21 protein-coding genes are annotated in these 21209 nt (G+C 73.6%); 11 read left to right on the top strand and 10 right to left on the bottom strand.

Going from position 1 to position 21209, the window contains the following annotated elements:
* Positions 1 to 16 precede the first annotated feature (16 nt).
* The 8 genes from AB0946_RS39460 to AB0946_RS39425 all read left to right on the top strand — a co-directional run bounded on the left by AB0946_RS39460 (position 17) and on the right by AB0946_RS39425 (position 10429).
* Positions 17 to 592 (top strand): DNA starvation/stationary phase protection protein, encoded by a 576-nt coding sequence (locus tag AB0946_RS39460; RefSeq protein WP_030640487.1) that lies wholly within the window; start codon positions 17 to 19, stop codon positions 590 to 592.
* Between the two features lie 973 nt (positions 593 to 1565).
* A complete protein-coding gene (locus tag AB0946_RS39455) occupies positions 1566 to 2417 on the top strand; it encodes an NmrA/HSCARG family protein (RefSeq protein ID WP_366765555.1) in 852 nt (283 codons plus the stop codon).
* Between the two features lie 124 nt (positions 2418 to 2541).
* Positions 2542 to 3603, top strand: coding sequence for a helix-turn-helix domain-containing protein (locus AB0946_RS39450; RefSeq protein ID WP_366765554.1), 1062 nt, complete (start codon positions 2542 to 2544; stop codon positions 3601 to 3603).
* A 135-nt stretch (positions 3604 to 3738) separates the two neighbouring features.
* Entirely contained in the window at positions 3739 to 6486 is a 2748-nt protein-coding gene (locus tag AB0946_RS39445) for an AAA family ATPase (protein WP_366765553.1), read from the top strand.
* A gap of 85 nt (positions 6487 to 6571) precedes the next feature.
* Complete coding sequence (locus AB0946_RS39440; RefSeq protein WP_366765552.1) at positions 6572 to 7315, top strand: alpha/beta hydrolase; 744 nt, start codon at positions 6572 to 6574, stop codon at positions 7313 to 7315.
* 137 nt (positions 7316 to 7452) lie between these two features.
* A complete protein-coding gene (locus AB0946_RS39435; protein ID WP_366765551.1) occupies positions 7453 to 8703 on the top strand; it encodes an ABC transporter substrate-binding protein in 1251 nt (416 codons plus the stop codon).
* Positions 8675 to 9601, top strand: coding sequence for a sugar ABC transporter permease (locus AB0946_RS39430; protein WP_366765550.1), 927 nt, complete (start codon positions 8675 to 8677; stop codon positions 9599 to 9601). Before AB0946_RS39435 ends, AB0946_RS39430 begins: the two co-directional genes overlap by 29 nt.
* 12 nt (positions 9602 to 9613) lie before the next feature.
* Positions 9614 to 10429, top strand: a complete 816-nt coding sequence (locus AB0946_RS39425; RefSeq protein ID WP_366765549.1) for a carbohydrate ABC transporter permease — start codon at positions 9614 to 9616, stop codon at positions 10427 to 10429.
* A 61-nt stretch (positions 10430 to 10490) separates the two neighbouring features.
* Here AB0946_RS39425 and AB0946_RS39420 read toward each other — a convergent pair whose 3' ends face one another.
* The 5 genes from AB0946_RS39420 to AB0946_RS39400 all read right to left on the bottom strand — a co-directional run bounded on the left by AB0946_RS39420 (position 10491) and on the right by AB0946_RS39400 (position 13510).
* Positions 10491 to 10721 carry a hypothetical protein gene (locus tag AB0946_RS39420; protein WP_366765548.1) on the bottom strand — a complete coding sequence of 77 codons (231 nt, stop codon included), beginning with the start codon at positions 10719 to 10721 and terminating at the stop codon, positions 10491 to 10493.
* A 34-nt stretch (positions 10722 to 10755) separates the two neighbouring features.
* Positions 10756 to 11205, bottom strand: coding sequence for a DUF5709 domain-containing protein (locus tag AB0946_RS39415; protein WP_366765567.1), 450 nt, complete (start codon positions 11203 to 11205; stop codon positions 10756 to 10758).
* A gap of 11 nt (positions 11206 to 11216) precedes the next feature.
* Positions 11217 to 12143, bottom strand: a complete 927-nt coding sequence (locus AB0946_RS39410) for a glyoxalase (protein ID WP_366765547.1) — start codon at positions 12141 to 12143, stop codon at positions 11217 to 11219.
* Between the two features lie 90 nt (positions 12144 to 12233).
* Positions 12234 to 12737 (bottom strand): AAA family ATPase, encoded by a 504-nt coding sequence (locus tag AB0946_RS39405; RefSeq protein ID WP_366765546.1) that lies wholly within the window; start codon positions 12735 to 12737, stop codon positions 12234 to 12236.
* 50 nt (positions 12738 to 12787) lie between these two features.
* Positions 12788 to 13510 (bottom strand): FAD binding domain-containing protein, encoded by a 723-nt coding sequence (locus AB0946_RS39400; protein WP_366765545.1) that lies wholly within the window; start codon positions 13508 to 13510, stop codon positions 12788 to 12790.
* Positions 13511 to 13707: 197 nt separating this feature from the next.
* Between AB0946_RS39400 and AB0946_RS39395 the strand changes: the two genes are divergently transcribed.
* Positions 13708 to 14106: an ACT domain-containing protein gene (locus AB0946_RS39395; RefSeq protein WP_366765544.1), complete on the top strand. Its 399-nt coding sequence runs from the start codon at positions 13708 to 13710 to the stop codon at positions 14104 to 14106.
* Between the two features lie 84 nt (positions 14107 to 14190).
* Here the strand turns inward: AB0946_RS39395 and AB0946_RS39390 are convergent, their stop codons facing one another.
* The gene (locus AB0946_RS39390) at positions 14191 to 14757 is read right to left on the bottom strand and encodes a helix-turn-helix domain-containing protein (RefSeq protein ID WP_366765543.1); all 567 of its coding nucleotides are present in this window, start codon (positions 14755 to 14757) and stop codon (positions 14191 to 14193) included.
* Positions 14758 to 14842: 85 nt separating this feature from the next.
* Between AB0946_RS39390 and AB0946_RS39385 the strand changes: the two genes are divergently transcribed.
* Positions 14843 to 15766 carry an SDR family oxidoreductase gene (locus tag AB0946_RS39385; protein ID WP_366765542.1) on the top strand — a complete coding sequence of 308 codons (924 nt, stop codon included), beginning with the start codon at positions 14843 to 14845 and terminating at the stop codon, positions 15764 to 15766.
* A 213-nt stretch (positions 15767 to 15979) separates the two neighbouring features.
* Here the strand turns inward: AB0946_RS39385 and AB0946_RS39380 are convergent, their stop codons facing one another.
* From AB0946_RS39380 to AB0946_RS39370, 3 genes are all read right to left on the bottom strand, one after another.
* Complete coding sequence (locus tag AB0946_RS39380; RefSeq protein ID WP_366765541.1) at positions 15980 to 18160, bottom strand: MMPL family transporter; 2181 nt, start codon at positions 18158 to 18160, stop codon at positions 15980 to 15982.
* A 117-nt stretch (positions 18161 to 18277) separates the two neighbouring features.
* Complete coding sequence (locus tag AB0946_RS39375; RefSeq protein ID WP_366765540.1) at positions 18278 to 19153, bottom strand: class I SAM-dependent methyltransferase; 876 nt, start codon at positions 19151 to 19153, stop codon at positions 18278 to 18280.
* 121 nt (positions 19154 to 19274) lie between these two features.
* Positions 19275 to 19763, bottom strand: a complete 489-nt coding sequence (locus AB0946_RS39370; protein WP_366765539.1) for a MarR family transcriptional regulator — start codon at positions 19761 to 19763, stop codon at positions 19275 to 19277.
* Between the two features lie 90 nt (positions 19764 to 19853).
* On the opposite strand from AB0946_RS39370, the gene AB0946_RS39365 reads away from it, so the two are divergent.
* A complete protein-coding gene (locus AB0946_RS39365) occupies positions 19854 to 20306 on the top strand; it encodes an SgcJ/EcaC family oxidoreductase (protein ID WP_366765538.1) in 453 nt (150 codons plus the stop codon).
* Positions 20307 to 20448: 142 nt separating this feature from the next.
* Here AB0946_RS39365 and AB0946_RS39360 read toward each other — a convergent pair whose 3' ends face one another.
* Positions 20449 to 21111 carry a ScbR family autoregulator-binding transcription factor gene (locus AB0946_RS39360; RefSeq protein ID WP_366765537.1) on the bottom strand — a complete coding sequence of 221 codons (663 nt, stop codon included), beginning with the start codon at positions 21109 to 21111 and terminating at the stop codon, positions 20449 to 20451.
* Positions 21112 to 21209: the final 98 nt, after the last annotated feature.

Genomic DNA, 21209 nt, shown 5'->3' with positions numbered 1-21209 from the left:
CCGCAGGAGGCACGTCATGACCACCGGAACCCAGCCCCCGAGCAGCCAGCCCTGGCTGCACCAGAAGGGCGCGGTCATCCAGGAGTTCGGAACCGTCAAGCAGTTCCCCATCGCGCTGTCCTACGAGGCACGCATGTACTCCTGCCAGCGCCTGAACAAGGTGCTGGCCGACACCCAGATCCTCTACGGCCTCTACAAGAAGCACCACTGGATCATGCGGGGCGCGACCTTCTACCAGCTGCACCTGCTGCTGGACAAGCACGCCGGCGAGCAGCTGGAACTGGTCGACACCCTCGCCGAGCGCGTCCAGACCCTGGGCGGCGTCGCGGTGGGCGACCCCCGGCACGTCGCCGAGATCACGTCGATCCCGCGCCCGCCGGACGGTGTGGAGGAGGTCCCGGCGATGCTCTCGCGGCTCCTGGAGGCCCACGAGACCATCCTGACCGAGGCCCACGACGCGGCCGCCCGCACCGCCGAACTCGGTGACGACGGCACCAACGACCTGCTGGTGTCCCAGATCATCCGCACCGGTGAACTGCAGGCCTGGTTCCTGGCCGAGCACCTGGTGGACACCCCGCTCGTCCGCTCCTGAGCCCGGCGGGGACCGCCCACGGCGGAACGGGCGGCGTGTCCGACCGCGACCCCGCCCGCCCCGGCTCCACGCCGTGATCCCGCGGACTCCGCCCGCAGAGGCACACCGCGGCCGGACTCGCGACGACCGTCCACCGGCATCGCGCCCGGCGCCGGGGCCCGCCCGGACATGGCGGTGGTGATCCGGCGTGCGCTCGTGGCGGGTCGCGGGGACGGGCTGCGTGCGGTGGGCGGAATCGCGACCGGGCTGCTGCTCCGGGGCGCGCCGACCGTGGCGGGGCCTGGCGCCCGTGCTCCCCGCCTCATCCGCGGCGGACCGTGAAACTCCCGGGCGCCGGCTACCCGGTGCGCACACCGGCCCCGGTTGAAGGCCGGACACACCACGGGCGAGGCCGCCGACCGGCCCGGCCGCCCCAGCCAGCCCGCCCTGCACGCGTCCGCGCCGGCGTCCATACCCGCCGACCGGAACCGACCGGCTCCGGGACGCGAGGCAGCTCGATCGGAGTCCCGGTCCGAGGTCTCCGTACCGGCGGGCGCTGCTCACGGCGGCCACGGCGACGGTCGTGCCCGGCGCCGGGCACACCGGCCCCCGCTGGAGGGCGGACACACCACGGGCGGGGCCGCCGCCGGCCGCGGGCGCCCGGTCGGGCCTCGGCCGCGCCCCGGGCAGGCGGCCGTTCGCCCGCCGTGGCCACGACGACCGGCCGGCCGGTGACCCGGTGGCCGCCGGTCCGAGCCGGGCGGCCCCCGGCCGCCCCCGGACCAGGCACCGGCCGACGTCGCCCGCCCCCGGCACGAGCCGGACAGCCCCCAGCCGTCCCCGGACCGGCCCCCGGCCGAGGTCACCCACCCCGGGGACGGTCAAGGCCCCCCCGCGCGCCGTGACGCCGGGTGCGGCGAGCCGGGGTGGAAGGTGGCCGGGGCGGCGCACTCCGGCCGGTGCCCATCACCACGTACGAGAGAGGGAGATCCCGATGAACGACCAACCGGTTCTGGTGCTCGCGGCGACCGGAGGGCAGGGCGGCGCGGTGACCGACGCGCTGCTGGGCCGCCAGGCGCGGGTCCGCGCGCTGGTCCGTGACCCGGGCCGGAGCTCCGCCCGGGAACTGGCCGAGCGCGGCGTCGAGGTGGTGGCGGGCTCGCTGAGCGACCGTGCGTCGCTGGCCTCGGCGATGCGGGGGGTGGCGGGCGTCTTCGCGTTCACCACGCCTTTCGAGGCCGGAGTCGACGCGGAGGTGGACCAGGGGCGGGCCATCCTCGCCGCCGCGGCGGACGCACGCGTTCCCCACCTGGTGTTCAGCTCCGTGGCGGGGGCCGACCAGGACAGCGGGGTGCCGCACTTCGAGAGCAAGGCGCGCATCGAGGCGGAGCTGGCCGCCGGCGACGTGCCGTACACGATCCTGGGGCCGACCTACTTCTTCGACAACGCGCTGGGCGGAGCGGAGCGCGTCCTGGACGGCGTGCTCGATCTGCCGCTGCCGCCCGATCGGCCGTTGCAGCAGCTCGCCCGTCCGGACCTCGGCGCGTTCGCGGCGGAGGTGCTGCTCGATCCCGCCCCCTACACCGGGCGGCGCATCGAGCTGGCCGGCGACGCGCCCACCCCCGCCGAGATGGCGGCCGCGCTCGGCGCGGCGCTCGGGCGAGAGGTCCGGCACGAGCAGGTCCCGCTGGCGGCGATCGGCAATCCGGACATGCACGCCATGTGGGCCTTCCTGAACGGACCCGGCTACCGCGTCGACATCCCCGCACTGCACGCCGCCCACCCGGAGGTCCACTGGACGTCCTTCGCGGACTGGGCACGGCGCACCTGGACAGGGGCCCGCTGATCCGGCCGGCGGGAGAACGGCTCGTCGTCCCGTACCCCTGGTCTCACGCGTTCACGCGATGTGGTCACCCGGCCACCCTGACACGCTGCGTTTTCGAAAGCGCAACGGCCGAAGGGCGGAGATCATGTCGTCGGATCCATCGACACTGGACCCAGGGGCCTCGGGCACCCTCCACACCACGCAGACGGTTCCCGCCCACCGACGGCGGGCGTACTGGCGCGAGGCACTGTCCCAGACCTTCGGCGCCGTTGACATGGGCGTTCCGGACGAGGTCGACCGCGGCACGATCCGTACGTCGCCGCTGGGCCCGGTGCAGACCGTCACGGTGGACGGCGATCCGCTGCGGGCCCATCGCACCCGGCGGCTCATCGCGGGGAGCGACGACGACTACGTCGTGGTGAAGCTGCTCTGCGGAGGCGCCGCCCGCGTCGAACAGGACGACCGTGAGGCCCACGTGCGTCCGGGGCAGCTCTTCGTCTACGACATGGCGCGGCCCGTCCGGCTGACCCTCCCCGAGCGCTTCCGGACGAAGTCCCTGGTGCTGCCCCGGGAGGTCCTGGGCCTGAGCGAATCGGAGCTGCGGCAGATCACGGCGGCCCCGCTCGGCTCCGAATCGGCGGTCGGCGGCCTGCTGACCCCGCTCCTGTCCCGGCTCGTGGACAGCGCGGCGACGTATCCCCAGCGGACGGGCGAGCTGATCGCCCGCAACGTGGTGGACCTGGTGCAGACCCTGGCCGAGGAGCGGATCGGCAGGGGAACCGAGGACTCGGCGAGCGGCGCCCGGACGTCGCTGGTCCGGATCCGGGCGTACATCGACCGGCACCTCGCGCACCCGGAGCTGTCGCCGGACTCCATCGCCCGGGCCCACCACATCTCCGTGCGCTATCTGCACAAGCTGTTCGAGCTGGAGGACATCACCGTCAGCCGGTGGATCCAGCAGCGCCGGCTGGAGCACTGCCGCCGCGACCTGGCCCGCCGGGACGCCGCGCACCTGACCGTCGCCGCGGTGGCGCACCGCTGGGGCTTCACCAGCGCCTCCCACTTCAGCAGGGTGTTCCGGACCGCCTACGGGATCTCCCCCGCCGCGTGGCGCGACTCCGCCCTGCGTCCGCGGACCGCGTCGCTCCGGGGCGGGACGCCCGTGCACCCCGCCTCACTGCCGGTCGCACCGGCCGTGTCGGCCTGAGCCGGTCGGATGAGCCGGTCAGCAGTGAGCGGGGTCACGCGTCGTCGCCTCCCCACAATGCGCTGAGCTGCCGTTTTTGCCATAGTGGCCCTGGGGCGCCGGCCCGACCGGCGCGTGCGGACGGGGAGGGCTCAGGTGGCGGGGTCAGGCGGACCGCTGTCGCGCAGCGGGCTGCGCGGCCGGGAGGCCGAACTGGACGTGCTGCGGACGCTGATCGACTCGGTGGCCCGCACCGGCGGCGGCGCGCTCGCCGTGCTCCGCGGGGAACCGGGCATCGGCAAGACCACGCTCCTCACCGAGGCCGTCGCCGGTGCGCAGGCCGCGGGCTTCTCCGTCGGCCTCGGCAAGGCCGACGAGCTGCACCACCTCGTGCCGCTGTCGTCGTTGGCGACCTGCGTGCTGCACGGCGACCGGCCGCTGCTGTCCAGTGACGCGCTGGTCGCCCTCACCCGCCGGCACGACCAGCGGATCTGGCTGGTGGAGCGGCTCGCGGAGGCCATCGAGGACCGGGCCGGCGGCGCGCCGCTGCTGATCGCCCTGGACGACGTGCAGTGGGCCGACCCGCTGAGCCGGTTCGCCCTGAAGCAGCTGCCCGGCCGGCTGCGGACCTCCCCCGTGCTGTGGCTGCTGACCGAACGGCAGGGCGTCGGCGGACCGGCGGAGGAGATCCTCGCGGCCGTGGCGGACGAGCTCCCGGTGCGCATCCTGTCCCTGGGCCCGCTGTCCGGCGCGGCCATCGGCCAGCTGGCCGGTGACGCCCTGGGGGCGGACGTCGACGAGCGGGTGCGCGAGCTGCTCGCCGGGGCGGGCGGGAACCCGTTCCTGGCCGTCGAGATGTTGGCGGGGCTGCGGGCCTCCGACGCCTCCGGTGAGCCCGTGCCCCCCGGGCTGGTCGTGGGCGTCCGCGGCAGGCTCGCCTCGCTGCACCCGGACACGCTGCGCTTCCTGCAGATGGGAGCGGTGCTGGGCCGCCGTTTCGGCTTCCAGGACGCCGCCGCGCTCTGCGGCAGGCCGTCCGTCACGCTGCTCCCGGCGCTGGAGGAGGCCGTGCGCGCGGGGCTCCTGGACGACGACGGCGACCAGCTCGTCTTCCGCCACGACCTGCTGCGCCAGGCGGTCTACGTGGACATCCCGCCCTCGGCCCGGAAGGTGCTGCACCGGGAGGCCGCGGGCCGGCTCGTCGCCTCGGGCCACCAGCCGATCGACGTGGTGTCGCACATCCTCAGGGGCGCCCAGCCGGGAGACGAGGAGGCGGTCGTGCTGCTCAGGCGCGCCGCCGCCGACGTGCTGCCGGTCACGCCGGGCCTCGCGGCCGACCTGCTGACGCGCGCGCTGGACCTGGTGCCGGTGGCTCGCCCGCTGTGGTTCGCCGTGGGTGAGCAGGCGATCGTGTCCCTGACCCGGGCCGGCCGGAACCGTGAGGCGCTCGCGACCGGGGACCGGCTGCTGGCGTACCGGCCGCCCATGGAGACGTTCGGCCGGCTCCACGCCGCCCTCGGCGGCACGCTGTGGAACCTGGACCTCGCCGACGAGCTGCGCCGCCGCACCGAGGCGGCCCTCGCGGTCGGCGGCGCGGCCCCGGAGGTGGAGGCGCGGCTGGCCGGTCTGCGCGCGCTGGCGCTGTCCCGGGCGCACGACCTGGCACCGGCGCGGGAGGCCGGCGAGGAGGCGCTGCGTGCCGCCGTGGCGACCGGCGACCGGGAGGCCCATGTCCAGGCCCTGTTCGCGCTCGGGGAGATCGCGCTGAACGCGGGGGAGAACGCCCTCGCGCTGGAACGCTTCACCGCGCTCAGCGCCGTCGACCCCACCTTCCTCCCCGAGGAGATCGTCGCGTACCAGCACATGGACGACTTCGTCACCAGCGAGCGGCTGCTGGCGAGGGCGGCGGACGAATCGGACGGGATCCGTGAGGCGATGCTGCTGTGGGCGCAGGGACAGCAGCATCTGGAGCTGGGCCGGCTGGACGACGCGGAGGCCGACTTCGTGACGATGGAGCGCCTGGAGGACGAGGTGCAGATGCACGTCCAGCAGGTGAACGGCCGGGTGATCCGCTCACGGATCGCCCTGCTGCGCGGCGACCGGGAGGCCGCGCGGCAGCACCTGGCCGAGGCGCGCAAACGGCTGGCGGTCAAGCCGAACCCGGGCAACACGGCCGCGGTGCGCTTCCTGGAGGCGGTCCACGCGGAGGCCGACGGGGACGCCGGACGCGCCGTCGACCGGGTCCGGCAGGTGCAGCGGGAGGGGCCCTTCCTGCGCTGGCGGCTGCTGCGCACGTGGATCGGCACCGCGATCCGCGTGGCCCTGCGCGGCGCGGACCGGGCACTCGCCGAGGACCTGGCCGCGCAGGCCGAGGCCCACGCCGGGCGCAATCCGACGGTGCCCACCGCCACGGGTCTCGCGGCGCGCGCCCGTGGGCTGGTGTGCGGCGACCCGGCCCTGCTGGAACGTTCCGTCACCCTGCTCGGGGAGAGTCCTCGCCCGCTGGTCCGGGCCGCGGCCTGCGCCGACCTCGGACGGGCGCTCCTGACGGCGGGCCGGCGGGACGAGGCGGTGGCGGCCCTGACCGCGGCCCAGGACGCGTTCACCGCGGCGGGAGCGCACGCCGTGGCGGCCCACGTCCAGCGCGATCTGCGGCGTGCGGGCGCCGGCGGACGGCGCGCGGGGGACACGCAGCGCCCCGTCCAGGGCTGGGAGGCCCTGACCGCCTCGGAGAAGAAGGTCGCGCGGCTGATCGCCGAGGGACACAGCAACCGTGCGGCCGCGGAGCTGCTCGTCGTCTCCCCGCACACCGTCAACACGCACCTGACGTCCGCCTTCCGCAAGCTGTCGGTCAATTCCCGGGTGCAGCTGGCCAACCTGGTCATGGCCCTGCCCGACGAGTGAGCGGTTCCTGGTACGTTCGCGCGATGCCGGCGTGACCCGGATGGGTTTGGCTGGACGCCTCCACCCCCCACCGGAGGTCACCGAGGTGCCCGGACGCACGCCTTTACCGCCGACCGTCGTGCTCGTGCACGGTGCGTTCACCGACGCCTCGTCCTGGGCGGGGGTCATCCGTCGCCTGCACGCCTGCGGACTGACGGTGTACGCGCCGGCGAACCCGCTGCGCGGCCTGGCGCACGACGCCGCCTACCTCAGGAGCGTGGTGGGCCAGATCGGCGCCCCGGTCGTGCTGGCCGGGCACGGCTACGGGGGCGCGGTCATCACCGCGGCCGACACCGACAACGTCGTGGCGCTGTGCTACGTAGCGGGTTTCGGGCTGGACGCCGGGGAGTCCCTGCTGGACGTCACGCACCGCTTCTCCCCCATGCCGGGGCCGGATCCGACCGTCGCCCGCCGGCTTCCCGCACAGTCCCCGGCCGGCCCGGACAGCGAGCTGTACCTGCGCCGCGAACGCTTCCTCGACGTGTACGCCGCCGATCTGGCGCCCGGGACGGGCAGCGTGCTGTCCGTGACGCAGCGCCCGATCGCGCGGGGTGCGCTGACCGCGAGGTCGGGACCGCCCGCGTGGGCCCGCAAGCGGTCCTGGTACGCCATCGCCGCCGCCGACCGGATGCTGAGCCCGACCGCTCAGCGCTTCATGGCCCAGCGCATGGCGGCCACCGAACGCGTCGTGGACGGTTCGCACGCCGTCGTCCTGTCACGGCCGGACGCCGTGGCGGCGATGATCCGGGAAGCCGCGGGCGAGTGCGGCGACCGCGGGCCCCTGTACTGACGACGTGCGAAATCCGCTGATCTTCCGATCGTCTGTTTCCGGTAGCATCCCTGCTCGGACTGGAACATGCCGGTATGGACCCACTCATCCGGACTCGGGACGGTCCGGTACCAGCAGCGCTCGGAAGGCTCCACCCCATGAACACAGCGGTCAGACCGTCGGCGCGGCGGATCACCGCCCTCTTCGGAACCGTCGCCCTGGTACTGGCCGCCGCCGGGTGCGGTGGGGGAACCGGCTCCGGCTCGGCCGGCGGCCGGGTGACCTCCATCACCGCCCTCGACTACTACACCGACGCGACCGAGCACGCCCAGTGGGGTGAGCGGCTCTCCGCCTGCGGCAAGGCCGCCGGTGTCACCGTCGAGCACAGGAGCGTGCCGGGGGCGTCGCTGGTTCCCCAGGTGCTGCGGCAGGCGTCCTCGCGGACCCTGCCCGACCTGCTGATGCTCGACAACCCCGACCTGCAGCAGATAGCGCGGACCGGGGCGCTGACCGCGCTGGACCGGTACGGCATCGACGCCGGCGGCTACAGCGAGGGCATCCGGTCGGCGGGCACCTACCGGGGGAAGGTGTACGGGCTCGCGCCCACGGTCAGCACGGTCGCCCTCTTCTACAACAAGGACATGCTCGCCGAGGCCGGTGTCGCCGTGCCGAAGACCTGGGACGAGCTGAGGACGGCCGCGGCCCGGCTGACCCGGCCGGGCCGCTACGGCATGGCCGTGGACGCCAACGCCACCTTCGAGGGCACCTGGCAGTTCCTGCCCTTCCTGTGGTCCAACGGCGGAGACGAGAAGCGGCTGGACAGCCCGCAGGCCGCCCAGGCCCTCCAGCTCTGGGTGGACCTGGTCAGGAGCGGGTCGATGTCGAAGTCGGTGCTGAACTGGACCCAGGCCGACGTCCACGACCAGTTCGTCGCCGGCCGGACGGCCATGATGGTCAACGGCCCCTGGCGCATCTCCGCGATGGACGGGACGGAGAACCTGCACTGGGGCGTGGCACCCCTGCCCGTCCGCCGGCCGGGCCAGAGACTGGTCACCCCGCTCGGCGGTGAGGTGTGGACGGTTCCGCGGAGCTCCTCCGAGGCCCGGCAGCGGACGGCCGCCCGGGTCCTGGCCTGCCTGAACGACCCCGCGAACATGCTGGCCCTGGCCGAGCAGTACCACACCGTGCCCTCCCGCACCTCGGTCGCGTCCCGGTACGCCCAGCGGGTTCCGTCGATGGCCGCCTTCGTCAAGAGCGTGGAGGGGGCCCGGGCCCGTACCGGCGAGCTCGGCGTCGAGTGGCCGCGAGCGGCGACCGGGATCTACACCGCCGTGCAGGCCGCGCTGACGGGTGAGCGGACCCCGCGGGAAGCGCTCAGGCATGCGCAGCGGATCGCGACCGGTTCCTGACGGGGCGGGCCGGGCCCGGCTGTGGGCGCGGGTCTCCCGGTGGCTGTTCCTGCTGCCCGCCCTGCTCCACCTGTCGCTGTTCTTCGGTTACCCCGTCGTCAAGAACGTCGTGATGAGCTTCCAGGAGTACTCGGTGACGACGTTCTACACCGGCGCCGCGCCCTTCGTGGGCCTGCGGAACTACACGGCCGCCCTGTCCGCGGACGCGTTCTGGCGGGCCCTGCTCACCACGGTCGTGTTCACCGCCGGTTCGCTCGCCGGGCAGTTCGTGCTCGGGCTGGCCCTCGCCCTGTTCTTCCAGCGGAAGTTCCCGCTCGGCGGCCTGCTGCGGTCGCTGCTGCTGCTGCCGTGGCTGCTGCCCCTGGTCGTCTCCGGGACGACGTGGAGGTGGATGCTCGACACGGACAGCGGGGTCGTCAACCAGGCGCTGCGCGGCCTCCACCTGCTGTCCTCGGGCGTCCCCTGGCTGACCGGCACCTCCGAGGCGCTCGTGTCGGTGATCCTGGTGAACATCTGGGTGGGCATCCCCTTCAACACCGCGATCCTGTACGGCGGCCTCCAGGACATCCCCGCGCACCTGTACGAGGCGGCGAAGCTGGACGGCGCCGGCCGGCTGGCGTCGTTCCGGCATGTCACCTGGCCGCTGCTGCGACCCGTGGCCGGCGTGGTGCTGGTGCTGGGCGTCGTCTACACGGTGAAGGTGCTCGACATCATCCTCGTGGTCACGGGCGGCGGGCCTGCCGACGCGACGCAGACCCTGGCCACCCGCTCGTACCAGCTGTCCTTCCAGCAGTTCGAGTTCGGGCGCGGCGCCGCGACGGGCAACGTGCTCGTCCTCGTCTCGCTCGTCTTCGCCCTCGTCCACCTGCGCGCCGACCGGCGCGCCCGGAACAGCTGAGGGGGCCCTGCGGTGAAGCGCGGACCCGCACGCGGACCCCTGTCCACGGTCGTGGGGATCCTCCTGCTCGTGGTGTTGCTGTTCCCGGTGTACTGGATGGTGAACGCCTCCCTGCAGCCGTCGGGCACCATGCTGACGGCGGGCTGGTTCCCCCGCCACCCCGACCTCGGCGGCTACGCCACCGCCCTGCGCGACCAGGGACGCAACCTGGTCACCAGCCTCGTCGTGGCTCTCGGCAGCGTGACGCTGAGCCTCGGCCTCGCGGTACCGGCGGCCTACGCGCTCGCCCGGCTCCGCCTGCGGGGCACCACGCTCGTGCTGTTCGGCATCCTGGTCACCCAGACGGTGCCGGGCATCGTGGTGGCCAACGCCCTGTACGGCGCCTACACCGACCTCGGACTCCTGAACTCCTACGGCGGGCTGATCCTCGCCGACTCCACCATGGGCGTGCCCTTCGCGATCCTCGTCCTGCGCGCGTTCATGCGGAGCATCCCCGGGGAGATCATCGACGCCGCCCGCGTGGACGGCGCCGGACGGCTCCGCGTGCTGTGGTCCGTGGTGCTCCCGCTGAGCCGCAACGCGCTGATCACCGCCGGCCTCTTCTGCTTCCTGTTCGCCTGGAGCGACTTCCTCTTCGCGCTCACCCTGAACACCACGGGCTCGGTGCGGCCGGTCACCGTCGGCATCTACGAGTACCTCGGCGCCCACACGGACCAGTGGAACGCCGTCATGGCCACCGCCGTCCTGGCGTCCGTTCCGGCGGCGGCGCTGCTCGTCGCCGCCCAGCGCCACCTGGCCGCCGGGATCACCGGCGGAGCCCTCAGATGAGACCGGCCGGCCCCGGAGCGGGGCCGGCCGGCGGTGTCCACCTGCGGAGCGCGGGGTGCCGCTACCTCCGGTCGACGCCGAGGTCCGTGTCGACGTCGTAGCCGGGCTCCGAACCGCCGGCGGTGGGGTGGGCGATGTCGGCGGCCAGGTCGAAGGCCGCCCCGTCGATCGCGTCCTCCAGCACGGACTCCTCCCGCTCGGCCCGGGCACGGCGCTGGTGCTCGGTCATCCGTTCCCGGAGGTGCCGCACATGGTGGTGGCTGGTGTCCGCCCCTGGTTCGGCGCTGCTCATCGGACGGTCCTCCGTGTCGGGCCCGCGGTGGGCGTCAGTAGCTCTCGGAGTCGGGGATCACATGCATCGCGGCCTCCTCCGCCGAGGCTCCGGCGCCGTCCAGACCCCGGTCGGAGGCGAACAGGTCGGACTCGGTGTTCTCGTGGCTGCCCTCGTCGGGCGCGACGAGCCGTCCGGCGCGCTCGTCGCCGACCTCGTCGTCGACGAGTTCTCCGTCCGTGCCCCAGGTGTCGCCGATGCCGTCGCCCTCCGGGACGCCGATGTCCGGCACCTCCTCGGCGAGGCGCTCGTCCAGGCTCTCCCCCCGCCAGCGTTCCGCCGCCGTGACACCGGTGTGCTCCACGCCCCAGGGGCGCTCCGGGGGTGAGTAGCCCTCGTCCAGGGCCTCTTCGCCGCTCCGGTAGTCCAGGGTGTCGGACGCGTCGAGCAGGCCGGCGTCGTCCTGCACCTCCGATCCGTCCGGCTGGTAGACGTCATCCCCCATCGTCGCGTCGGTCACCCGCGATCCCCTCCTTGATGCAGTTCGGCCACATAGCCACCGGGGAACTCCACCATCGCGGAGGACCGGCCCCCCGAAGCGTACGGCCCCCACAGCACCTTCGCGCCCGCCGCCCCGGCCCTGCGCAGCGTCGCCGGCAGGTCCTTCACCGCGTAGCCGGTGGTCTCCCTGCCGAACGGGTAGGGCAGGTGGCCGTCGGTGACGCTGACGACCGTGTTGCCGTACGGGGAGCGCAGGGCGACGCGGCGGTACGTCTCCCCGGGCCGGCCGAGCTCACCACCGTCCGCCGCCCGCTGGTCGGCGACGATCCGGCCCCCGGTGAAGCGCAGGTAGGAGCGGAGGAACGCGTCGACCGAGTCCGCCGTCAGATAGACGCGGTCGTCCGGCACGCTCTCCAGCGGCGCGTACGACGGCACCTTGGTGTGCCAGTACAACTGGGCGTTGACCCCGCCCGGGAACCGTACGACCGCGTCCCGGCCTATGGGGTCGTCGAAGGGCGCGACGACGACCTCGGCTCCGCTCCTGCGGGCGAGGCGGACGCCCGTGTCGAAGTCGCTCATGAGCCAGCCCGTCCGTTCGCTGCCGAACGGATAGGGAACCGGTGTCTTGAAGTCGAAGACGGACAGGGTCCCGACCGGCGAGAAGACCAGCTCGGACTCGGTGGTGCTGGGCGTCGGGGTGACCGTCGTGACGACCTTGGCCGTGTGGGTCCCGCCGAAGGTCGCCTCCCAGCTCGCGACGAACGCGTCCGTCGCGCCGGGGGTGACGTAGACGTGCGTGGTGTCGTACTGCGGTCCGACCGCCGTGGTCGGCATGGCCGCGGCCCGGTCCGCGTTCCGCGCCGAGGACGGAGCCCCGGAGCCCACCACGCCGAGCGCCACCAGTAACGCGGGCAGCACCCATGCCATCGCCTTGCGCTTCATTCCCGTCCCCTTCGGTCGGACCCTGTGCACCGAAAAGGTAGGAGCCCGGCGCGCGGGCGTTGATCCCGACAGCGCCCCGGGTGTTGCCCGTCAGGGAACTGTCTCGGCCCCTGCGGACCGCGTGTCGTCGGTTCGGTCCCGCACCCGGAAGCCTCCCCGCCCGTCGAACCGGACCTCGCGCACCGCGTCGAAGCCGTCTCGCGGCGACGGCCTGCGCAGCCGCTTCGCCGTGGCGAGGACGCCGACGTCGGGGACCCTGTCGCGGCCCTCGCGCGCGGCGTTGCGCCGCAGGGAGCCCGTCACGTCCGGCGGGAACCAGTAGGCCGTCACGGTCGCCCCGTGGGCGTGGGCCGCCTCCACCAGCGGTCCCCACTCCTGCGGTGACGGATTGGTGTTGTCCACGGCCACGGCACGTCCGGCGGCCAGGTGCTCGGCCACCAGCCGCATCTGCCGGCCCTGCCTGTTGCGGGCACCGCGTGGGAACAGGTCCTTGCTGACCAGCGCGTACCGGCCGGCCAGGCACTGCGCGTAGAAGGTGGACTTGCCGGCCGCCTGGAGCCCGACCAGCACCGCCACGTCCGGTTCCGTCGCCATACCCGCCACGATGACACGCCCGTGCACGACCGTGGAGGGCAGCCGTCCCCTCAGTCCGTACCGCGCCTGTCCCACAGGCCGACGACCTGGGGGCGTACGACGTCCCACGCGGCGGACGGCAGCTCGCCGAGGGCGGTGCCGCGCAGTGCTTCGAGGGCCTCGTCGGCGCCGGTGTCGCCGGGGACGGCACCGCTGAGCACCTCGTAACCGTCCCGTACGGCGACCCGCACGCGGTGGGGCGCGCCCTGCCCGGCGTGCAGGGCCGAGGCGACGACGAGGGGCGGCGCGCCGCCCGCCTCGGCCGGCAGCTTGCGGTACGCCGAGGCGGTCGGCGTGCGCCAGCGCAGGCCGATCAGCACCGGCCGCTTGGCGACCACTTCGGCCAGGTCGGTCTCGCGGACGCCGTCGGCTTCCAGGACCGTCGCGCGGGCGTCCAGGACGAGCGCGGCGGGCAGCAGGCAGCGCAGCGTGCTGCCGGCGATGTTGCCGCCGACGGTCGCCGTCCGCCGTACCGCGCCGGTGCCGACCGTGGCCGCGGCCAGCCGCAGGACATCCGGCACCCGTGCGTCGATCCGGTGCAGGACGACGGCGCCGCCCACGGTCCGCGGGTCAAGGACGTTCGCCTCCGGCAACTCCCGCAGGGACATGGCCAGTCGGGGGAACCCGTCCCGTTGCCAGGTCGCCCACACGAGAGTCGCCCCGCCTACCGGCACGGCCCCCTCGGCCAGGCATTCCCGGGCTTCCGCCACGGACGTGGGCAGACGCAACAGCACGGCGGCCGACCTGCCTTCCTGGGCTCGGACGATGCGCGGGCGGCGCCCGTCCGCTGCCCGCCGACAGCGCAGTCTTGTCGCACGAACGGGGGCGCGTACAGGGCTCACACGAGCACGCGCCGCGCTTCCCCCCGTCGGCGCACCGCGGCATCCGGCCGGGCGGCCGACCGCCGGCATCGGCCCGTAGGGTGGGACCCGTGACAGGCGAGACCGATCTGCGCGCCCTGCTCAGCGGCATGCGGCCGGAGCTGAACCCGGGCCGCTATGTCTTCACCATGGCCGAGGGCGGCGTACCGTCCGGCTGTTCCCCGGTGGTCACGGTCGCCGAGCAGGAGGGCCTCACCCTCGTGCTGCCACAGGCGGACGCGGACGCGGCCGGGATGGCGTACGACTACGTGGCCGGGTGGATCACCTTGCGCGTGCACTCCGCGCTGGACGCGGTCGGGCTGACCGCCGCGGTCTCCCGGGCGCTCGCGGACGCGGGCCTGAGCTGCAACGTCGTGGCGGGCTTCCACCACGACCACCTCTTCGTGCCCCATGATCAGGCCGAGCGGGCGGTGGAGGTCCTCCGGCGACTGGCGGACGCCGCCGCCTGAGTCGTACCGGCACCGGGCCCCGGCCTCCGCACACCAGCACGCGACCGGGCTCCGGCCGGGAGCGGCCGGGTCCTCCACCGCGGCTCAGCCGCCGGCGGCCACCGCCCTGAACTCGGTCAGCGCTTCTCGCACCAGGTCCGCCAGGTCGCGGTCCCCGGGCATCGCCAGCCAGCGTTCGTAGCCGATCTTGAAGACGGCCATCCCGGCCTCGGCGGCGAGGCTCGCGGCCGGTTCCGGGACGCCGCGCCCGCGCAGGGTGCCCGCGAGCGCGGTCGACAGGGAGGCGAGCTTGATCAGCTCGCGCTCCTTGAGTTCCGCGTTCGCCGTGATCACGGCGTGCCGGGCGCGCGCGTACGCGCGGCGGTCGGCGAAGACCTCCGAGACCGCGTCGAGCCCGGCGGCCAGTGCCTCGATCGGTGCGGCGTCCGCCGGCGCCCCGCTGACCGCCCGCACGAACAGGTCCTCCAGCTCCCCCGACCCGCCGAACAGCACCTCGCGCTTGTCGGCGTAGTGGCGGAAGAAGGTGCGCTCGGTCAGTCCGGCGCGCTTGGCGATCTCCGCCACGGTGGTCTGCTCGTACCCGCGTTCGCCGTAGAGCTCCAACGCCGCTTCCGCCAGGCGCTCGCGCGCGTTCGGCTCCCATCTGCCCATGCGCAGATCCTACGCGATGACAGTCACTGACATCGAGTGCTAAGGTCCATGACAGTCACTGACATCAAGAGTCTGGGGTCCTCCCATGCGTTTCTTCGTGACCGGGGCGTCCGGCTGGATCGGCTCCGCCCTCGTGCCCGACCTCATCGAGGCGGGACACCAGGTCGTGGGGCTTGCCCGCTCCGACGCCTCCGCCGCCGCGCTCACCGCGGCCGGGGCGGAGGTCGTCCGCGGCACCGTCGACGACCTCGCCGTGCTGCGGGACGCGGCCGCCGCCTCGGACGGGGTGATCCACCTCGCCTTCAAACACGACCTGGCCTTCAGCGGCGCGTTCCAGGAGGCGGCCGAGGCCGACCGCCGGGCCGTGGACGCCTTCGGCGACGCCCTCGCCGGCACCGGACGGCCCTTCGTCCTGGCCTCCGGACTGCTCGGGGTCGCACCCGGACGGCTCGCCACCGAACGGGACAGGCCCGCGCTCCACGGCTCGCACTTCGCCGTCCGGCAGACCACCGCCGAGGCCGCGCTGGCCCTCGCCGAACGGGGTGTCCGCTCGTCCGTGGTGCGGCTCTCCCCCACCTGCCACGGCGAGGGGGACAACGGTTTCGCCGCGAGCCTGGTCGCCGTCGCCCGCGCCAGGGGCGTCTCCGGCCACCCGGGCGACGGCACCACCCGCTGGCCGGCCGTGCACCGCCTCGACGCCGCACGGCTGTTCCGGCTGGCGGCCGAGAAGGCGCCCGCCGGTTCGGTGCTGCACGGTGCGGCGGAGGAGGGTGTCGCGCTGCGTGACATCGCGGAGGTGATCGGCCGTCATCTTCAGGTGCCGGTGACCTCCGTGGCACCCGAGGACGCCGCCGAGCACTTCGGCTGGCTGAGCGGCCCGCTCGGCTTCGACGCCGTCGCGTCGAGCGCCCTGACCCGCGAACTGCTGGGCTGGGAACCGGTCCAGCCCGGTCTCCTCGCGGACCTGGACGAGGGCCACTACTTCCGCGGCCCCGCCGCCACCGGCTGACCGCACCGGCCGCACGAAAAAGTCCTGCCGGGCCATGTGGCCCGGCAGGACTCGTCGTTCAGGCCGGCCGCCGCCCGGCGGAACCGGCCGGTGTCATCCACCGCCCGTACGCGCGGCGGGACTCCACCGGTCCCACCGGCCGCCGCCGGGGCCTGTCGCTCGGATCACGCCGGGCTCGCGGGCCCTGATCCAGTCCGATCCGAACGGAAGACCCTAACCGCGGCGCCCGGCCGGGTCCCGGTCCTCCTCGCCCCGGGCCGGCCCGGAGCCGGTCGTCCCGGCACCGGCGCCGGCGGCCGGCACCACCGCCCGGTCGGCGTGGCCCGGCCACCAAGCCGCGTGGCCGATGAGGGCCGTGAGGCTCGGGGTGAAGAACATCGCCATGACGAACGCGGCCACGGCGATGCCGAAGGAGACCGCGAAGCCCATCTCCGAGAGCAGCGCGTTGCCGGCCAGCATCATCGTGGCGAAGGTCGCCGCCAGGATGAAGCCCGCCGCGGCCACGGTCGGCCCGGCGTGCCGGAGCGCCATGCCGGCGGCCTCGCGCGGCTCACGGCCCTCACGGGCCTCCTCGCGCAACCGCGCGATCATGAGGATGTTGTAGTCGGTGCCGATCGCGACCACGAAGAGGTACATGATCACCGGCAGCATGAACATCAGCCCGGAGTGGCCCTGCGCGTCCTGGAAGATCCACACCGTGGCACCGAGGGTGGCGCCGAAGCCGAGGCCCACGGAGGCGATGAGGTACCAGGGCGCGACCACACTGCGCAGCAGCAGGCCCAGGATGACCATGATCAGGGCGGCGGCGACGGGGAAGACCGTCCGGTAGTCGTGGTTGACCGCCGCGTTGATGTCCTTGTAGATCGAGGACATGCCGCCGACGAGCGCCTCGGCGCCCCCGGGCGCCGAGGAGTGCGCGACGTCACGGACCTTGCCCACCGCGTCGATCGCCTTGTCCGTCGACGCCTCGTACTTGAGCGTGACGGTGAAGTCCGCGGTGGTGCCCGCCTTGTTGACCTGGGTCAGGCGGGCGCTGGCGACGCCGTCCACGGCACCGAGCTTCCCGGCGTACGCGTCGAAGGCGGACTTGTCGAGCGGCTTGCCGTCGGTGCTGGACAGGTAGACGTCGGTGGGCGCCGCGGCGCCCGCCGAGTACGCCTTCTGCATCTCGTCCTGGACGACCATGGACTCCTTGGTCTTGGGCATGGAGCCCGACGCCAGGTCGAAGGTGGCCTTGTAGCCGAGGGTACCGAGCGACAGGACGAGCAGGACGAGGCCCGAGACGACGGCGGTCAGCGCCGGGCGGCGCTGGACACCCCGGCCGAGGGCGGCGAAGCGGGCGTTCTCGGGTTCCGTCTTCCAGGACTTCGAGGGCCAGAAGACCTTCGGCCCGATGAGCGAGACCACGGCCGGGATCAGGGTCAGACCCGCGACCAGCGTGGCACCGACCGCGATGGCGAGTGCCGGGCCCATCTGCTTGAGGAAGCCCAGCGTGGACAGCACCAGGGCGAGGAACGCGATGATGACCGCGCCGGCCGCCGAGGCGATGGCCTCGCCGACCCGGCCGACCGCGTTGACCATGGCCTCCTTGGGCTCGTCGCCGGCCCGCAGACTCTCCCGGTAACGGAATATCAGGAACAGGAAGTAGTCGGTGCCCACGCCGAAGAGCACCACGATCAGGATGGAGGAGATCGAGCTGTTGGCCTCCAGCCCGAACAGCTTGGTGGCGTAGGCGATCAGCCCGTTGGCGACGGCGGACACCAGGCCGATCAGCACCAGGGGCAGCACGGCGAGGATCGGTGCGCGGAAGATGATCAGCAGGGTGATCAGGATGATCCCGAAGGTGCCGATACCGATCAGCGCCTCGCCCCGCTTGGAGGAGTCCTGCTGGTCGAGCGCCTGCGCGGCGGAACCGCCGAGCCTGGCCTCCAGGTCCGTGCCCTTGGCCAGTTTCTTGGCCTCTTCGCGCAACTCCTTGGCGGCGTCGGCCTGTTTGGGCTGACCGGCGGACTTGCTGTCCATCTGGACGAGGGTCAGGTCATACCTGCCGTCCTCGGACGGCCGGCCGGGGACGACCTTCTGTACCTGGTCGATGTGCTTCTCGCCCAGCTCGGACGTGATCCGGGCGACGTCACGCACGTCGGCGGCGGTGAACTTGCCGCCGTCGGTGCGCTGGTAGAGCACGATCGCCGACGGCGTGAAGGCGCTGGGGAACGCCTTCTCCTGTAGTTGCGCCGCCTGGATCGACTCGTAACTCTTGGGCAGAAAGCTGCTCTCGTCACTGTTCGAGGGCAGACTCGGAGCGGTGGCCACGATGGCCACCGCGGCGATCAGCCACGCCACGATCGTCCAAACGGGATGACGGACGACGGCGTTGCCTATTCGTCGGAACATGCGGAGGGTCCTCCTGGGAAGGAAGATCACCGCAGCCCGGGGAGCGGTCCCTGGCATCGGCGACCCCGACCGGACCGTAACGAACGGCCGGTCGCATGGTTGTCTTGGCCTCACATCCTAGTGACCATGGGCACGCGTCCTCTCCTCGATATAGGCGTCGGGCGGCCGGCGCCAGACGAACACCTCGGTGCTCGGGACCCGTTCGGCGAACCGGCCCGCCGGGGAGGCGCTGCCGAGCAGACGGCGCAGGTCCGCCTCGAAGACCGCGCGGTCCGGGCCGAACAGGTGCGGGGCGGCGAAGGACATCGAGAACGTCCAGGCGACGACGTCGTCCGTGGTGCGCACCAGCGCCTGTCCGCCGGGTACGACATGCCGCTCGGGGCCCGCGAATCCGGCCCCGGAGAACACCGCCGCCTCACCTCCCGGCGTGCCCCGCGGCAGCAGGCTCCGGCCGGCGCGGCGGACGGGGCCGAGGTACCGCCGGACCAGTGCGGTGATGCCGGCGTAGGGCACGTCCGGGTGGGGCAGGCCCGCGGTCGTACGGTGTTCGGTCGTCAGGTCGGCCAGGTGCACCAGTGCTCCGCCGGGCCGGAGCATGCCGTGGACGGTCCGGGCCACCCGCTCGCGGTCGGTCCAGTGGAAGGACTGGGCGAAGACCGCCACGTCGAACGTGCCGAGACCGGCCGGGAGATGCTCGGCGCGCAGCCGCAGCCAGCGGGTCCTGGCGGCCAGTCCGGCGGTGGCGGCCCGGCGGGCGGCCTCGGTGATCATGCCGGGGTCCGGGTCGACGCCGACCGTCTCGCGGAACAGCGGGGCCAGGGGGAGGGTGACGGTGCCCGGACCGCAGCCCACGTCGAGGAGGCGTCCGGTGCCGTCGGCCGCGAGCACCTCCGCGAGGCATGGGACCAGCCCGGGGGCGTAGGGCAGCCGGCCCCGCTGGTAGTAGGGGGCGGCGCCCGCGAAGAGGGTCTCGTCCCACTCCCAGTCGGTCATCGTGGCCCGTGCCCTTCCGGTGCGGAGCGCTCGTAGGGACGACGGCGATGATGTCACGCCCGGGAGCGCCCGGCGTGCGCGCGGCGTGCGCGCGGCCGTCCGGCGCGCCGGTCCGCCGGGGTCAGCCGGACTTCCTGGCCCGCCTGGGCGGGGCCGCCGCCCGGATCTCCTCGGTCGCGGCGCGGAACGCGGGGGCCGCGCGGGCGAAGTAGTCGAAGATCAGGGCGCGTTGCTCGGGTGAGTAGTGGGCCAGCACCTCGGCGAGACGGCGGCGGGCCGGGCCCACGACCTGCTCCACGCGGTCGAGCGCGTCCGGGACGGCTTCGACGTGCACGCGCCGGCGGTCGGTGGGGTCGGGCGTACGGCGCGCGTATCCGGCGCGCTCCAGGCGGTCGATCAGCCGGGTGGTGGCCCCGGTGGTCAGCCCCGTGCGGGTGGCGAGCTCGCCCGAGGTCAGGCTGCCCTCCCGGCCGAGCAGGCTGAGCGCGTACCACTCCGAGGTGTGCAGACCCGCGGCCTCGGCGCTGGCCAGGCCCTGGAGGCCCACGGCGTCCAGGTACTGACGGAAGATCACGTGTTCGTCGTCCCTGCCGCTCCCGGGATTCGGCACGGTGGACCCCTTCCCAAGTCTCTGCACACGTGCAGATACTGTTCTCAGTAAGACACCGCGCCAGTCTAACCATGAGGGGAGACCTCCGTCATGCCCGCATCGCACGACGCCGCGGCCGTCAGCGCCGTCCTGGACGCGCTCGTCGCCGCCTGGAACGACCACGACGCCGACGCCTACGGCCGCCTGTTCACCGAGGACGCCACCTACGCCACCTACGTCGGCACGCTCTACCAGGGACGCCGGGACATCACCGAGAGCCATCGCGTGCTGTTCACGACCTTCCTCAAGCACACCCGGCTCGCGGACGAGGTCGTCGGCATCCGCTTCCCCGCCCCGGACACGGCCGTCGTCAGCGGGCGCGGCGACACCTACAAGGGCAGGCGGCCCCGCCGGCTCGGCAAGGTGCAGACGTACACGCTGGTGCGGGAGACGGACGGAAGGTGGCGGATCGCCGCCTTCCACAACACCAGGCGCAAGCCGCTGACGGAGGCGGTCTCGTTCCGGTTCGCCCCCGGCCTGGTCCCCGCGGCCGGACGGGCGTGACCGGTTTCCGGGTCCTCGAACACAGATGGCCTCGGACGAGGCCCGTCGTAAACCGTCCCGGCGGTTTGGTACTTGTGGGTACGACGCCAATCTCGACGCCTCGAAGACACCCGTCGGCGGGAGCCGGGCGCGGCGGCCGGCGTCAGGCGGAGACGCCGGCGAGGGCCGCCGGGTTCCGCTGGACCTCGGCGATCACACGGGCGCCCCGGTCCGGAGCGGTGTCCAGCCGGACGAGGACGGCCGGGGCCGCGATGGCGGGGAGGAGGTGCCCGTACAGTGCCGACATGCGGTCGTCCAGGTCGGCCCAGCCGGCCACGGCCTGCGAGACGAACTGCACACCGATCCAGGCGCCGAGGAAGACCTGGGCGGTCTCCTCGGGGTCCACGTGCGGCAGCACCTCGCCGCGTTCCTTCGCCTCCGCCAGGACGCACGAGGTCATCCGGGCCCAGGCGGGCCAGGCGCTGCCGAGGACGTCGTGGCCCTGGAGGTCGGCCGAGAGCCGGACACCGGCGAGCAGCACGGGCTCCTGCGGCAGCCGCTTGGCGAGGGTCATGCCCGCGTCCACCCACTCCTGCAGCTTCAGTTCGCGGGGCAGGTGGTACTCGGTCCGCAGCTGCTCCTGCAGCACGCCCCGGGCGAGGGCCGCCTTGGAGTCGAAGTGGAAGTACAGGGCGCCCTTGGTGACACCGGCCCGGTTCAGGATCTCGGCGATGGTGGCGGCGGCGTATCCGCGTTCCGCGAAGACGGCGGCGGCCGCTTCCAGAACAGCACGTCGGGTCCGGACAGCTCGTTCCTGCTGAGCCATGGACCCTCCCCCAAGCTGAAAATTAAACCAAACAGCTCGTACCCTACCGCACGCCCTCTGAACGCAAGGGCGGGCCAAGGCGGTTCACGGGGACCTGG

Origin of the sequence: Streptomyces sp. NPDC046870 (assembly GCF_040704595.1) — a bacterium.
Classification (GTDB): Bacteria; Actinomycetota; Actinomycetes; order Streptomycetales; family Streptomycetaceae; genus Streptomyces; species Streptomyces argyrophylli.
Note: the sequence above shows the minus strand (reverse complement) of the source record. Positions and strands in the feature narration are given on the sequence as shown.